Origin of the sequence: Streptoalloteichus tenebrarius (assembly GCF_024171885.1) — a bacterium.
Lineage (GTDB): Bacteria > Actinomycetota > Actinomycetes > Mycobacteriales > Pseudonocardiaceae > Streptoalloteichus > Streptoalloteichus tenebrarius.
In genome coordinates this window covers 104,911-119,652 of record NZ_JAMTCP010000003.1, presented here as the reverse complement: position 1 = coordinate 119,652, position 14,742 = coordinate 104,911, and the positions used below count along the sequence as shown (strand labels likewise).

Annotated in this window: 12 protein-coding genes; 9 read left to right on the top strand and 3 right to left on the bottom strand. The window is 70.8% G+C overall.

Annotated features, from left to right (window positions below; translation table 11 throughout):
• The first annotated feature begins 110 nt into the window (after window positions 1-110).
• Window positions 111-1,805, top strand: a complete 1,695-nt coding sequence (locus LX15_RS04155) for an RNA ligase family protein (RefSeq protein WP_253668123.1) — start codon at window positions 111-113, stop codon at window positions 1,803-1,805.
• Entirely contained in the window at window positions 1,805-4,495 is a 2,691-nt protein-coding gene (locus tag LX15_RS04150) for an RNA repair domain-containing protein (RefSeq protein WP_253668122.1), read from the top strand. The genes LX15_RS04155 and LX15_RS04150 overlap by 1 nt, the downstream gene beginning before the upstream one ends.
• A gap of 37 nt (window positions 4,496-4,532) precedes the next feature.
• On the opposite strand, the gene LX15_RS33435 is transcribed toward LX15_RS04150, so the two are convergent.
• Entirely contained in the window at window positions 4,533-4,862 is a 330-nt protein-coding gene (locus LX15_RS33435; protein ID WP_372502315.1) for a transcriptional regulator, read from the bottom strand.
• Between the two features lie 448 nt (window positions 4,863-5,310).
• Between LX15_RS33435 and LX15_RS04145 the strand changes: the two genes are divergently transcribed.
• Together LX15_RS04145 and LX15_RS04140 are read left to right on the top strand one after the other, a co-directional pair.
• A complete protein-coding gene (locus tag LX15_RS04145; RefSeq protein WP_253668121.1) occupies window positions 5,311-6,471 on the top strand; it encodes an LLM class flavin-dependent oxidoreductase in 1,161 nt (386 codons plus the stop codon).
• On the top strand, window positions 6,468-7,097 hold the full coding sequence (locus tag LX15_RS04140; RefSeq protein ID WP_253668120.1) for an FMN reductase: 630 nt from the start codon (window positions 6,468-6,470) through the stop codon (window positions 7,095-7,097). Before LX15_RS04145 ends, LX15_RS04140 begins: the two co-directional genes overlap by 4 nt.
• Window positions 7,098-7,193: 96 nt before the next feature.
• Here the strand turns inward: LX15_RS04140 and LX15_RS04135 are convergent, their stop codons facing one another.
• Both LX15_RS04135 and LX15_RS04130 read right to left on the bottom strand, forming a co-directional pair.
• Window positions 7,194-8,147: an NADP-dependent oxidoreductase gene (locus tag LX15_RS04135; RefSeq protein WP_253668334.1), complete on the bottom strand. Its 954-nt coding sequence runs from the start codon at window positions 8,145-8,147 to the stop codon at window positions 7,194-7,196.
• A gap of 272 nt (window positions 8,148-8,419) precedes the next feature.
• Window positions 8,420-9,823, bottom strand: a complete 1,404-nt coding sequence (locus LX15_RS04130; protein ID WP_253668119.1) for an MFS transporter — start codon at window positions 9,821-9,823, stop codon at window positions 8,420-8,422.
• Window positions 9,824-10,485: 662 nt separating this feature from the next.
• On the opposite strand from LX15_RS04130, the gene LX15_RS04125 reads away from it, so the two are divergent.
• From LX15_RS04125 to LX15_RS32175, 5 genes are all read left to right on the top strand, one after another.
• Complete coding sequence (locus LX15_RS04125; RefSeq protein WP_253668118.1) at window positions 10,486-11,223, top strand: TetR/AcrR family transcriptional regulator; 738 nt, start codon at window positions 10,486-10,488, stop codon at window positions 11,221-11,223.
• 97 nt (window positions 11,224-11,320) lie between these two features.
• Window positions 11,321-12,259: a phosphotransferase gene (locus LX15_RS04120; protein ID WP_253668117.1), complete on the top strand. Its 939-nt coding sequence runs from the start codon at window positions 11,321-11,323 to the stop codon at window positions 12,257-12,259.
• A 200-nt stretch (window positions 12,260-12,459) separates the two neighbouring features.
• Complete coding sequence (locus LX15_RS04115) at window positions 12,460-12,600, top strand: hypothetical protein (RefSeq protein ID WP_253668116.1); 141 nt, start codon at window positions 12,460-12,462, stop codon at window positions 12,598-12,600.
• Between the two features lie 342 nt (window positions 12,601-12,942).
• Window positions 12,943-14,202 (top strand): serine hydrolase domain-containing protein, encoded by a 1,260-nt coding sequence (locus LX15_RS04110; protein ID WP_253668115.1) that lies wholly within the window; start codon window positions 12,943-12,945, stop codon window positions 14,200-14,202.
• A 219-nt stretch (window positions 14,203-14,421) separates the two neighbouring features.
• Window positions 14,422-14,544 carry a hypothetical protein gene (locus tag LX15_RS32175; protein ID WP_301303988.1) on the top strand — a complete coding sequence of 41 codons (123 nt, stop codon included), beginning with the start codon at window positions 14,422-14,424 and terminating at the stop codon, window positions 14,542-14,544.
• Window positions 14,545-14,742: the final 198 nt, after the last annotated feature.

The following is a 14,742-nucleotide window of genomic DNA, read 5'->3' as shown; positions in this document are numbered from 1 at the left end:
GAACGCCTCTTCGTAATCCCCTCCTTAGCGCAGGTCTGTGACGATATTGACTGGTGACGGTGCCCGACGTGTTCCTACGATCCCGTCGCGTCGTCGGGAGGAACGGGATCATGTGGGTGCGCTATCCGCGAACGTCGCACCTGCCGTGGTCGCCGGGTGCGACGGCGGACGACGTGCGGCTCGCCGACCTCGGCGGGTTCGCGGGGCGCGAGGTCGTGGTGACCGAGAAGCTCGACGGCGAGAACACCACGCTCTACCGCGACGGGCTGCACGCCCGGTCGCTCGACTCGGCGCACCACCCGTCGCGGGCGTGGGTGAAGGCGTTGCACGGCGCCGTGGCGGCGGGAATTCCACCAGGCTGGCGGGTGTGCGGGGAGAACCTGTACGCCCGGCACTCCATTGAGTACCGCGACCTGGAGAGCTGGTTCTACGCCTTCTCGGTGTGGGACGGGGATCGCTGTCTGGGATGGGACGAGACAGTGCGGTTCGCCCGCCGTCTCGGTGTTCCGGTGCCTCGTGTGCTGTGGCGGGGCGTGTTCGACGAGCGCGCCCTGCGCGCGTTGCGGCTCGACCTCACGCGCCAGGAGGGATACGTGGTGCGCACGGTCGACGGCTTCGACCGCGCGGAGTTCGCCCGGTGCGTGGCCAAGTGGGTGCGTCGCGATCACGTGCGCACGGACGAGCACTGGATGTCGGGACCGGTCGTGCCCAACGGGCGTGGTGCTGCGGGTGCGCTGTGGGACGTGCGAGCGGGGTTGCCCGTGGACGCGCGAACCGTGCTCGCCGCGGTCGGCTTCACCGAAGGCTCCGACGAGGTGTTGGCGCGGCTGGACCTGCTGGGCCGCACCGGTGACGCGAGGCTGGCAGGGATCCTCGCCGCTCTGTTGCACGACGTGCCTCGGCCACGCCTGCTGCCGAGGTTGAGTGGAACCGTGGGCATGCGGTTGGCGCGTCGGGTCGCCGATCTTGTCGGGCTGCACTCCGTGTTGCACCGGGTATTTCCGGACGCCGAGCGGCGCGCGGGTCTCGTGCGGTTGAGCGCGGCGGCCGATCTGGGTGTTCTGCACGCGGTCGCGGCAGCCACGGCGCCCGATGCCGACGCGCGAGACCAGGTCGCCTGGTCCGCCCTGCACGCCGAAGACGCCGGATTGCTGGGCGAGGACCCGTTGGCGCATGTGCGATCCGGGCTGCTTGAGGCGTTGCGGGACCACGATGCCGACGTGGCGGACCGATGCTGGGCCCACGCCCGGGAGGCGTTCGCCGCCGGCCGGCTGACCACAGCGGAGGAGGCGGTCGCGCTGACCTGGCGGTGGCGTGCGGGGAGCTTTCCCCGGTTGGTCGCGATGACCGGACCGGCGGGCGCCGGCAAGAGCACGTTCGTCCGCACCCTCAAGGACGTCGACGTGATCTCGTTGGACGACCTGCGCGAGGCCCGAGGCTCACGGTCCGACCAACGGGCCAACGGCGACGTCCTGCGCGCCGGGTTGCGGCGGCTCGACGCGGCGCTGGCGCGCGGGGGAACGGCGGTGTGGGACGCCACGTCGTTGAACCGGCATCAGCGCCAGGTGGTGCGCGACGTGGCGGACCGGCACGGCGCGCTCGTCACGCTCGCGGTGATGGTCGTCGACGAAGAAGAAGTCATGCGGCGCAACGCCGAACGATTGCACGCGGTGCCGGCGGAGGTGGTCGCCGCGCAACTGGCGCGGTTCTCGCCGCCGTACCCGGGCGAGGCACACCGCACCTGGTACGTCGACCGTGACGGGATCGTCGCCGACGTGGCCGGGTCGTTGGACGAGGAGTCGTGATGCGAACCAGCGAACAGATCTACCACCGGGTGCGCTGGGACCCCCGGTTCGACCCGGCCCGATTCGTGCTCGGGATCGCCGCGCGCGGCGCGGAGCCGCAACGGGTGCCGCTGCCGTCGTTCGTGCCGGGCGGCGACGTGCCGTGGCACCGGGTGCTGTTCGTGGAGGCCGACGGCGAACTGGTCTGGGACCGGGCCACGGGCGTGGACCGGATCGACTCCTCGACGGCCGGGCGAGCACGCGCGCCGCGCCGCCTGCGCGCGCCGTTCTTCACCTCCGCGCGGCACTTTTCGTGGGACGGCACGGCGTGGACTCCGGGTGGTTCCGGCGGTGTGCCACCACAGCGGCTGCGGGTGCTGACGTGGAACACGTTGTGGGACCGGTACGACCGCGAGCGGATCGACACGGCGCGCCGCCGTCCCCTGCTGCTGGCGGACCTGGCGCGCGCCGACGCGGACGTGATCGCGTTGCAGGAGGTCGAACGCGACCTGGTGACGATGCTGCTGGCCGAGCCGTGGGTGCGGGCGCGCTACGCGGTCGACGTCCACCCGTCCGGACGGGACGTGGACGACCACGGTCTGGTGCTGCTCAGCCGGGTCCCCGTGCTGGAGGCGGGCCGACACGTGCTCGGGCCGCACAAGGCGGTCGCGGCGCTGGTGGTGGACACCGCGTCCGGGCCGGTGGCGGTGGCGTGCACGCACCTGACCAGCGACCACACCGGAGGCGGCGCGCGCAGGTCGGCGGAGCTGGCGGACCTCGCCGAAGGTCTGTCCGATATGGACTGTCCACTCGTCCTGCTCGGGGACTTCAACGACGGCACCGACCTGCCCGTCCGGGTGCTGGGCGTGCGGGACGCGTGGGCGGAGGTCCACGGAGCCGAGGACGACACGCCGACGTTCGACCCTCGGGTGAACCCCCTGGCGGCGGTCTCGTCGTTGTCCGGCCAGGCCGCACGGCTGGACCGGGTCTTCCTGCGCGGCGACGGGTTGCGAGCGCGGCGGGCGGTGCTGCGCGGCACGACGGCGCTCGTGTCGGACCACTACGGAGTGGAGGTGGACCTCGTGCTGGGGGAGGAGGCGTCGGGCGAGGTGCTCGACGTTCCGCCGACCCACCGCACCGCCGTGGCCTGGCTGCCCCCACCCGCGGTCGCCGACGCTGTCGACGAGGTCCGGCGGCGACACGACCCGGCGTTCGACCGGTGGCCCGCCCACGTCAACCTGGTGTTCGGGTTCGTGCCGGAGGCGGAGTTCGACCGGGCGGTCACACTGCTCGCGGAGGAGGCCGCCGGGATTCGTCCGTTCACCGCGCGCCTGGACGGGGTGCGGTCGTTCGAGCACGGCACGGTGTGGCTCGACCCGGCCGCGGGTGGTTCCGCGCCGTGGGTGGCGTTGTGGGACGCGCTGGCGCGGCGGTTCCCAGGCTGTCGAGGTCGAGGCTTCACACCGCACCTCACGGTGGGTCGCGGCGTCAACCCCGGCGGTGTGGGGCCCTTCGACGCCGAGGTCGGTGAGGTGGTGGTGCTCTCGCGTCGGGGAGACGAGCCGATGCGTCCGCGTGCCACGATCACGCTGGGCTCCGGAGAGGTGCGGTGGCACACGTCGCCGGGCGTGGAGCCGCACCCCGCCAAGGAGGACTCCGAGGTGGTCCGCCTGGTGTCGTCCGCCCTCCCGGACGGTGTCGTGCACGTTGTGGGATCGCGGCGGATGGGGTGCGCGCTCGCGGGCGCGGACCTGGACCTCGTCGCGGTGGTGCCGGGCGAGGTCGAGCTGGACCGGATCGCGGTGCCGGGGGCGACGGGGATGCGGCCCGTGCTCGGCGCGCGGGTTCCCGGCGTGCGCTTCCGGGTCGGTGGAACGGACGTCGACCTCGCGGTGGTCAGCACCCGAATCGATCCGGCTGAGGCCGTGGCCCGGCGCGCCGAGTTGGAGCCGGCTGCCGCCGTGGCGTTGAGCGCGGTGAGCGACGCCGAAGCGGTCCTGGCGTTCGTGGGCCAGCGGTGGGAGGAGTTCGCGTGGTTGGCCTTGCGCGTGAAGGCGTGGGCTCGCGCGCGGGGGCTGGACTCCGCACCACACGGCGGGCTGCCGGGCCTGGCGTGGTCGGTGCTGTCCGCGTTGACGGTCGTGGACGCGCCCAGCCTGGCCGGACGCGACCTGCTGGCCCACTTCTTCGGCACCTGGGCGGTGTGGGACTGGCGCGACCAGATCACTCTTTCGTCCACTGTGGACGCGTCATCGGCGGTGTCGGTCGTGACGCCGTCCGCGCCGTTCCGGCTGTGCACCGAGCAGGTCGGCGAGGGCATGCGGGACCTGCTGACCCAGGAGCTGTACGACGCTTGGGAGATCGTTCAGGCCGGTGGCGAGCCGTGGACGGCGTCGCCTCCGCTCCACCGCCGGCACGCCGCATGGGCCGTGGTGGACGTGCGGGGCGACGACCTCGACGCGGTGAAGGGGCGGGTGCGTGGCCGGATGCGTGCGCTGCTCACGGCGTTGGAGGCGGGCGGGGTGCGCGACGCGCACGCCTGGCCCCGCCCAGCCGAGATCGGCGACGGGTTCGTGCGCTACGCGGTCGGTCTCGGCCGGACTCCGCCCGACCGGGCGCGACTGCGCGACCTCGTGCGGGGCTGGGCAGGAGGTCTGCCCGGAGTGACCGTCGACTGGGCGGACGGCGGTGCGGTGCCAACCCTGCGGTGAGACGGAACCTGGGTCGTCCCTGGGTGCCGCCGGGTCATCACCAGGTTCGTTCTCCCGGAACGCCTGATGTGCCAACCACCATGGCGGCCAGAGCGTTCGGAGCGTGTTCGCACGGGTGCTCGTCGTGGTGGCGATGGTCGCCAGACTCAGCGCGCCGGCCGCTGCCGCAGCGTGGGAAGGGTTGACCTGGGGGACGTGCCCGTTTCGCCTCCTGGAGGAGCTTCACGTGCTTGCTCAGCGCCGAGTCGCTGAGGCCGACAGTGTCACGGACGGTCGCGAACTCCGCTGAACCGACCGCGGCGAGCACCGCGCAGACCTGGAGGCGGTTCGGGGCATGAATCAGCTCGTCGAAGCGGGGCCTGATCATGATGCCTCGCGCTGGTCCCGACGACCGCCATGCCCAGGGGAAGCCGGATGACCCGACGATGCCGTACACGCTCATGGACGAGAAGGCGAACCTGGAGAGCCGCACCGCGGCGTGCCCTGGCGGCACGGGCGCGAAGACGTGACCGGGCGTCGCTGGCCCGACCCGACGCCCACGGAGACCGCCTGACTCGCGTCGGGGCGGGAGTGGTGCCGCGTCCGGGCCTCAGGGGGAGGGGCCAGCGGCGAATCAGACTCCGCGACTCCGCATGACAGGGAAGACCAGCCGCGACGGCGTTGAGCGTCGTCACTGTGTGCATCGGCAGTGACGGTAGGTAGTAGCTGAGCGTGGGTTTCCGCAGGTGGCCGTGGGGGACTCCCCGGCCTGGAATAGATGACGTGTCATGTAGGTTGGGGGGTGTACATGACAGGTCATCCACTCGGAGGGCGAGATGCAGTTCGGCGTCTTCTCGGTCAGTGACATCACCACCGACCCCACCACCGGCCGCACGCCCACCGAGGCGGAGCGGATCAAGGCGATCGTGGCGATCGCGCAGAAGGCCGAGGAGGTCGGGCTCGACGTCTTCGCCCTCGGCGAGCACCACAACCCGCCGTTCTTCTCGTCCTCGCCGACCACCACGCTGGCCTACATCGCCGCGCGGACGACGCGGATCCAGTTGTCGACGTCGACGACCCTGATCACCACCAACGACCCGGTGAAGATCGCCGAGGACTACGCGATGCTGCAACACCTGGCCGACGGCCGGGTGGACCTGATGATGGGCCGGGGCAACACCGGCCCGGTCTACCCCTGGTTCGGGCAGGACATCCGCAACGGCATCCAGCTCGCGATCGAGAACTACGCGCTGCTGCGCCGGCTGTGGGACGAGGAGGTCGTCGACTGGTCCGGGCAGTTCCGGACGTCGCTCCAGGGCTTCACCTCGACGCCGCGGCCGCTCGACGGCGTCCCGCCGTTCGTGTGGCACGGCTCGATCCGCTCCCCGCAGATCGCCGAGCAGGCCGCCTACTACGGCGACGGCTTCTTCCACAACCACATCTTCTGGCCGCCGGAGCACACCCAGCGAATGGTGGAGTTCTACCGCCGCCGGTTCGAGCACTACGGCCACGGCTCGGCCGACCAGGCCATCGTGGGCCTGGGCGGGCAGGTGTTCATGCGCAAGAACAGCCAGGACGCCGTGAACGAGTTCCGGCCGTACTTCGACAACGCGCCGGTCTACGGCCACGGCCCGTCGCTGGAGGAGTTCAGCCGGGAGACGCCGCTGACGGTCGGGAGCCCGCAGCAGGTCATCGAGCGGACGCTGGGTTTCCGCGACTACGTCGGCGACTACCAGCGTCAGCTATTCCTCATCGACCACGCCGGGCTGCCACTGAAGACGGTGCTCGAACAGCTCGACATCCTCGGCGAGGAGGTCGTTCCCGTGCTGCGCAAGGAGTTCGCCGCCCTCAAGCCGGCGCACGTGCCGGACGCCCCGACGCACGCGTCGCGTGTGGCGGCCCGCGGCGGGGCGAAGGACGCCACCGTCTACGCCGCCGCCGACGACGTCACCGGACAGGTCCGCGACGAGGCCCCCGAGGAGGCCCAGACCCGATGAGCACCCGCACTCTCGCCGTTGTCAGCGCCGGGTTGAGCGTTCCCTCGTCGACCCGGCTGCTGGCCGACCGGCTCTCCACCGCGACCGTCGCGGCCCTGCGCGAGCGGGGTGAGGACACGACCGTCACGGTCGTCGAGCTGCGTGACCATGCGCGCGACCTCGCCGACAACCTGGTCACGGGCTTCGCCAACGAGGCGCTGCGCGGCTCGATCGAGGCGGTCACCGGAGCTGACGGGCTCATCGCCGTCACCCCCGTCTTCTCCGCCTCCTACAGCGGCCTGTTCAAGACCTTCTTCGACGTCCTCGACAAGGGGGTGCTGGCCGGGAAGCCCGTGCTGCTGGGCGCCACCGCCGGCACCGCCCGCCACTCGCTGGTGATCGAGCACGCGATGCGGCCGCTGTTCGCCCACCTGCGCGCGATCGCTGTCCCGACGGGCGTCTTCGCCGCCTCGGAGGACTGGGGCGGCGACGGGGGCGTGGATCGGGCCCTGGCCGGCCGCATCGAGCGCGCCGCCGGTGAGTTCGCCGACCTCGTCACGGGTCGCCCGTCGGCGGCCCCGACCGAGGCGCTGGAAGGCCCCTTCGGCGGCACACCCTCGTTCGAGACGCTGTTGCGCGGCGTCTGACGAAGAACGTTCACCCGTAGCGGGGTACAAGGTCGAGGCGCTGTTCGCGCCGGCCCACCCGCAGCCCGCGCGGGCGTGGATCTTTACCGGGGCTGGTCAGGTGGTGACGCGGAGGACGAGCTTGCCGCGTGTGTGGCCCGTCTCGATCCGGCGGTGTGCCTCGGCCACCTCCTGGAGGGGGAGGACGTCCTCGATCTCGATGCGGAGGTCCCCGGAGTCGATCAGCCGCGCGATCTCGGTGAGGGCGTGGCCGTCGGGTTCCACGAGGAAGCCGATCGCCCGCATCCCGCGTTCGCGGGCGCGGTCCGTCAACTCCCGGGACACGCCGGAGGGGACCGCGACGAGCAGGCCGCCCGGTCGGAGGGTGTCGAGGGACCGGGTGCTGGTGTTGTCGTGTTCGTCGCCGACCAGGTCGAGGACGAGGTCGACGTCGTGGACGGTCTCCTCGAAGCGCTCCTGGGTGTAGTCGATGAGGTCGTCGGCTCCGAGACTGCGGAGCCAGTCGTGTTTGTCCGCCCTGGCGGTGCCGATCACGTGGGCGCCGCGCTGTTTGAGGATCTGGACGGCGAAGTGCCCGACTCCGCCGGCGGCGGCGTGGAGGAGCACTCGTTGTCCATTGTGGACGTGGGCGGCGTCGACGACGAGTTGCCAGGCGGTGAGCGCGGCCAGGGGCACGGCCGCGGCCTGGTCGTGGTTGACCGACGCCGGCTTGCGTGCGAAGTGGCGGGAGGGCGCGGTGACGTATTCGGCGTAGGCGCCGGCTTGGCGGGGGAACCAGGGCATTCCGTACACCTCGTCGCCGACTTCGAGGGTGTGGACGCCGAAGCCGACCTCCTCGACGACGCCGGAGACGTCCCAGCCCAGGATGAAGGGCGGGTCGCCGAGCACCTGCGCCATGCCGCCGCCGGACCGGGTCTTGACGTCGATGGGGTTGACTCCCGCCGACACGACCCGGACCAGGACCTCGGTCGGCAGTGGCTGGGGCCTGGCCGCCTCGACGGTCTTGAGGACCTCGGGTCCGCCGAAGGTGTCCTGGCTGATCGCGACCATCGTGCTCACGGGGTCTTCCCTTCCGTCGCGGCGTCACGCGCACCGCTGACGGAGCACGATCGGTGCGACATCGAGGCGCCGCGGCGTCCGTCGGAGGGTGCGCGGTCTGACGGTACTGACACGGGCGCCGCGTTGCCCGGAGGGCGTGGTGCCATCACGCGCTTGGTTGAGCGTGGGTGCGACGAGCTTGTTCTGCGCTCGCCCGTCGCGGACTCGCCTTCTGCTGGTGAACCCGACCACGCCGTGGTGGCAGGGTTCCTCACCCCTCGATGTCAGGACTCACCTCCGCCGACCGCGTCGGCGGTCGACCCGCTCACCGGGCCGTCTGTGGCGCTCCGCGCGCGGAGGATCCCCCAGCCCACAAGCGCCGCAGCCGCAGCGGTGAGCGTGAGGCCAGCGATCATGACCGCCTCCCGGAAGTCCGCTGTCTGCTGGGCGCTCCAGGTCGATGTGGCGATGTCGCCGGTGAACAGCGCCGCGAGGATGGTGCCCGTGACGGCGATGCCGGTGCCCGAGGCGACCTGGGTGACGGTGTCGGTGAGCGCCGTGCCGATCGTGGTCCGGTTCTCCGGCAGGCCACGGAGCACGTTGACCCCGGCGACGACCCCGACCACGCGCATCCCCGCTGCCACGAGCACGAGTGCGATCGCGACCCACAGGTACCCGACACCGCCCAGCAGCCCGTAGACGGCGAGACCGAACACGACCGCCGCCGCACTGAGCCATGCGGCTCGGTCGAGACCAACCCGTCGCACGAACGGCTTGATGAGCGCACCGCCCGCGACGAGGACGATGACCTGCGGCAGCATGCCGATGGCAGCGAGCGCGGGCGGCCATCCCCAGTCGAGCTGCATCTGCAACGTCACCATGTAGCCGAGGCCGGCGGTCGCCAGCCCGGCGGCGGCCTTGCAGGCCAGGCCGCTGGACACGAGCGGACGGGCGACGAGCTCCAGGTCGAGGAGTGGATGACGGGCCGAGCGCTCGCGGAGGAAGAAGAGCGACGCCGTCACAACGGCCCCGGCCGTGGCCGTCCAGGGCGCCCACGAGCCAGCGCCGTCGTTCACGAACAGCGTCGGCGCGACGAGCGCGAGCACGATCGACGCCGTGCCCAGCGCCGCTCCCAGCACGTCCGCTGGGTCGCGGTGGAGGTCAGCGGCCGTGTCCTCGGCGATGCCGACCCGCACACCGAGGATCGCGAGCACGGCGATCGGCACGTTCATCAGCAGCAGGACCTGCCAGGGAGCGATCGCGAGCACGAAGCCTCCGACCGTCGGGCCGATCGCGAGCCCGACCAGACCCACGGTCGAGATCAGCGTTGCCGCACGGACGCGCAGGTCGTCCCGGTCGAACAGCCGGAAGGCCAGCGCCATCGTCCCCGGAGTCGTCATCGCCGCCGCGAGGCCCGTCACTGCCCGGACGACGACGAGCTGCGCCGCGGTGGTGACGAAGGCGGTCGCCAGGCTCGCGACGCCGAGCAGCGCCAGTCCGATGAGCATGACCCGTCGCCGGCCGAACCGGTCGGCTGCCGCGCCGAACGCCAGCATCAAACCGCCGAACACGACCGTGTACGCACCCGTCGCCCACTGGAGCGCGACGGTCGAAGCGTGCAGGTCACGGCCGATCGTGGGCAGCGCGACGTTGAGGATCGAGGTGTCGAGCATCTCGAAGAGGAACACCGCTGACAGTCCGGCCAGCGCTGCCCACGCCGCCCGCAGGGACTGGGGTGTATCAGGGGATCGGACCGCTGGTTGTTCGTGTTCATTCTCGTGAAGCCGGGCGCTCATGTGCGCTCCTTTCGCGGGGGAGTGGTGGTGCGTTTCCTGCGTGAACGCGTGAGTGCGTTCCGTGGTCGGGTGAGGAACCGGCTCCGAACTCGTGCCGCGTCGGAAGCTCGGGATTCAGGCATCGACAAGGCCCGAGGCCGCGTCCAGCAGGACACCTGCGGGTGTCACGGCACGAGGTGAGTGAGGCCAGGGAGAAGTCGGGCCCGACAGCCACCAGAACGGTCTTCGTCGCCCGATGGGGCCGCCGAGCCGTTCTGAGGTGAGCGGACTGGGGTGAAGTCGCTGGGCGGGCCGTTCTGAGTGACCACGCCGAGTGCGAAGGACTTGTGTAGGCGGGCCGGTGAGGTTGGCGCGCTGAAGTCGATGCGCGTCAGGAAAGCGACGATCAGGACGAGTCACGCGCCGCGCATCGGCGGTGTGCTGTGGGGGCGCGCCGGCGGTGGGCGCTGGTCACTGGGCACGAACACCGTTCTACCTCAGAACACCGTTCTGAACAATACGAACACCGTTCCTGTGCTGAGGAACACTGTTCGTCGCTTCGTTAGACTGCCGGCATGTCACCGACTCCTCAGCAACGGCGCGCAGCGCGGCACCAGCTCGCCACCGGCCAGAGCGCTCCCGCCGCCCGGCGTGGGCCGTCCGGCGGGAGCAAGAAGCCGATCACGGTCGACGCCATCATCAGCACCGCGTTGGGCATCGTGGAAAGAGAGGGGTACGAGGCCCTGACGATGCGGCGCCTGGCCACCGAGCTGGAGACGGGACCGTCGTCGCTCTACGCCCACGTGGTCAACAAGGAGGACCTGGACGAGCTGCTCATCGGCCGTCTGTGCGCCGAGATCAACCTGCCTGAGCCGAACGCCGCCATCTGGCGGCAGCAGATCACCAGCGTCTGTGCCCAGTTGCGCGACCAGTACCTGCGGTACCCCGGAATCTCCCAGGCGGCCTTCGCCGCCGCCCCGACCAATCTGGACACGCTGCGCGTCGGCGAGGGAATGCTCGCCATCCTGCTCGCCGGGGGCATCGACCCGCAGGCCGCCGCGTGGGCGATCGACTCGCTGTTGCTCTACGTCAACGCCTACAGCCTTGAGGTCTCCCTCGTGAACAGGCGGCTCAGCCGCGCTGACGACGACTGGGTCGTCAGCCGGGACGAACTCCTGCGTCGTTTCGCCGCACTGCCCGACACCTTCCCCCAGACCAAGCGCCACGCGGCCCAGCTCACCGCCGGAACCGTCCACGACCGCTTCGAATTCACCATCGGCCTGATGCTCGACGGGCTCACGGGTTCACGGTGAGACCCCGTGAACAACTCCGGTGTGGGGACGACGACCCACGTCGTGGCCTGCCCGCTGCTCTGGTGAGCCGGCCAGGACCACGTGCGACGATCACGGCATGGCTGATTTCCTGACAGCGCAACAGATCTCGCGGCGCACCTCAGCCGCGGTGGACGCGGCGGTGGGGGCGGGACGCGATCTCGGACTCACGGTGACTGACGCCGCCGTGCTCCACGACCTGTTCTCCGTCGTTGTCCATCTCGCGCCCTCCCCGGTCGTGGTCCGCGTTCCCACCGTCCTGCCCCCTCTCGACTCCCAGGGCCAGCGCCAGCAGGCGGAACTGGACGTGACCCAGTGGCTCGCGGACCAGGGCACCCCGGTGATCCCTCCCAGCCCCCTCGTGCCCAGGGAGCCCGTCCAGCGCGGCGGGTTCTCGATGACGTTCTGGCAGTACGTCGAGGAGGAGCGGGGCAAGGAACCCGACTACGTCGCGAACTCCGAAATGGTCGCCGACCTGCACGCCGCGATGCGCGCGTACCCGGGTCGACTGTCGTTCCTCTCCGCGGCCGAGCCACGGTTCGTCACCGACAGCCTCGCCCTGCTCGAACGCCGTCCCGACCTCATCGATCCGTCCGATCTGGACCGGGCGCGCCGCGAGTGGGCGGTGTTGGAGCCGCTCGTGCGCTCACGGTCGGCGTTCGAGGAGGCGTTCCCGGGAATCGACCTCCAGCCCATCCACGGCGACTCCCCGTCCGTGAACATCTTCTCCGCTGTGGGCAGGAAGCTCTACGCCGACTTCGAGCTGGTCTCGTTGGGTCCGGTCGAGTGGGACCTCGCCGCTCTCGGACCCGCCTGCGAGGCCGCCTACGACCGGGGTGCGCGGCGCAACGGCATGAGGCCGTTGAACGAGGACGTCCTGCGTTTCGTGAACGCCGTCGGGATGGTGCGGGCGGTCGCCGTCCTCTCGCTCGTGCCGCAACTGCCCGTGTTGCTGGATTACATGAAGCCGGCGATCGACCAATGGCGGGCGACGCCGTTCGCCGGCGGCATGGCCTGAGTGGCCGGATCGGCGGTCGCTCCGGCCGTGCGACGAGCTGGTCGAACCAGGTCGGGATGGGCTGCCGGGCGTTGTTCGCGACCTCGCGTACGACGCCGTCGTCCCCTCCGCTGGGGATCTTGCGCCGCCACTATTCAGTGTTACTATCTACCGGTAGTCAGTGAGACCGAGTAGCAGGGGAGGCGCTCAATGGCGAGCAGATGACGGAGATGCTCAAGGGAGTGCTGGAGGGCATCGTCCTGGCGATCCTGTCCGACCGGCACACCCACGGCTACGACATCACGGCCTGGCTGCGCGACCGGGGTTTCTCCGGCATCGCCGGACCATCTACGCGCTCATGATCAGGTCGAGCAGCGCGGCCTCGTCGACGGGGAGAAAGCCCCGTCCGAGAACCGCTTGCCATGGCTGAGGCGCATTTCCTGAATGCCCAGGGACGCGCGCATCTCGATGAGTTCTGGTGGCTGTCGAGCTTCCTCTCCGAACGGCTCACGTCTGCCCGTATCGACAGCTCGGAGTTGAGTCGGAGGGCGGCAACACCCGCCCACCCGTGCGCGGAAGCGATTGATCAACGCTCTCACGCGCCCACGAAGAAGCGTGATGCCTTTCGTGGGTGTCCGTCGCGCGCGCCTTCCCCAGAAGTCCCAGATCCCCAAGGTTTTCAGTTCATCAGAAAGGACCACAGCATGTTGGACACGAACGGGAGACACCACGAGCCCTCCACGAGCGGCGGTGACGATGTCGAGGCGGGATGGGGAAAGGTCGCCGACGCGTTCCGCGCGAACTTCGAGGGAGACCCCGGCGAGATCGGCGCGGCGTGCAGCGTCTACGTGGACGGCCGCCCCGTCGTCAACCTCTGGGGCGGCCTCGCCGACCGCGAGGCGAACCGACCGTGGGACGAGGACACCATCGTCCAGGTCGCGTCCACGACGAAGGGCGCCACCGCGATCTGCGCGCACCTGCTGGCGCAGCGCGGCGAGTTGGATCTGGACGCCCCGGTGGTCGAGTACTGGCCGGAGTTCGGCGCCCACGGGAAGGACAAGATCCCGGTCCGCTGGTTGCTGTCCCACCAGGCCGGTCTGCCGGTCGTCGACGGGCCGCTGACGTTCGAGCAGGCGTGCGCCTGGGACCCGGTCATCCGCGCGCTCGAGGCGCAGAAGCCCCTGTGGGAGCCGGGCACCGAGCACGCCTACCACGCCGTCACGTACGGCTTCCTGGTCGGGGAGGTCGTGCGTCGGATCACCGGCAGGTCGCTGGGCGCGTTCTTCGCCGAGGAGGTGGCTGGCCCGCTCGGGCTGAGCGCGTGGATCGGCCTGCCCGAGGCGGAGGAGAAGCGGGTGGCCCGGTTCGAGGACGCCGCTCCGTTCACCCTGGAGGAGCTGCTCGCGGGGATGATCGCGACGACGGGGCTCGACGCGGACACGGTCACCGCCTGGGTCAGGTCGATGTGGAGCCCGGACGCGCTCCAGATCCGCGCCGGCGTGCTCGGCGGCGCCATGGACCCCGCGACCGGGTACTTCCGGACGCGCGCCTGGCGCGCGGCGGAGTTCCCGGCCGCGAACATGCTCGCGGACGCGCGTTCACTGGCACGCATGTACGCCGCCACGGTCAGCGAGGTGGACGGAGTGCGACTGCTCGACCCGTCGACGGTCGAGACGATGACGGAGGTCCAGACCGACAAGACGCGGATGCACGGGCTGCCGCCCGGGCTGGACATCCCGGCCGACCGTTCCTTCTTCATGTCGCTGGGGTTCTGGCGGTCCTGCGCACCGATGCCGATGATGGGACCGGGGTCGTTCGGCCACCCGGGCTCCGGCGGTTCGATCGGCTTCGCGGACCCCGACGCGCGCGTCGGCTTCGGCTATGTCACGAATCTCTGGAACTACCGGCCCGACGACACGCGGGCGGCGAACCTGATCAAGGCCGTCCGCTCCTGTCTCGGATGATGGGGAACACCGCGTGACAGCGGTGAACGAGGTGACTCTCGCCCTGCGCCAACGGCTCTGGTGGTGGTGAGCCCCGTTCACTGCGGAGAAACATCGTGATCCACGGGTGGGATCTCGCCAAGGCGACCGGGCAGGACACCACGATCGCGGCCGAGGACGTGGACCGGTTGTGGGCGAAGGCGGAGTCCATGCCGCCGGAGGTGCTGGAGATGATGCCAGATGATCCGCACCCCCGACGCCTTCGGGCCCGGGGTCACGGTGCTGGGCGCGGAGGTGGAGGTGCCCGAGGACGCCCCGTTGCAGGACCGCCTGCTCGGCCTGTTCGGGCGTGACCCGAACTGACCGACAGGTGCGTTGCGGCCCGCCATCCCGCACCGGGTGGCGGGCCGCAACTCCTCGTGCCGGCGCGAGGGTGTGGAGGGTGGGCAGTGCTGCGGTTCGAGGCCGAACGCAGCGTTTGACGCTCTGGTGCTGCGCTGTTTGGTCGCGTGTTCGGCCGTGTGTTCTGCCGCGTGTTCGGCGAGGTGAGCGCGTGCAGGG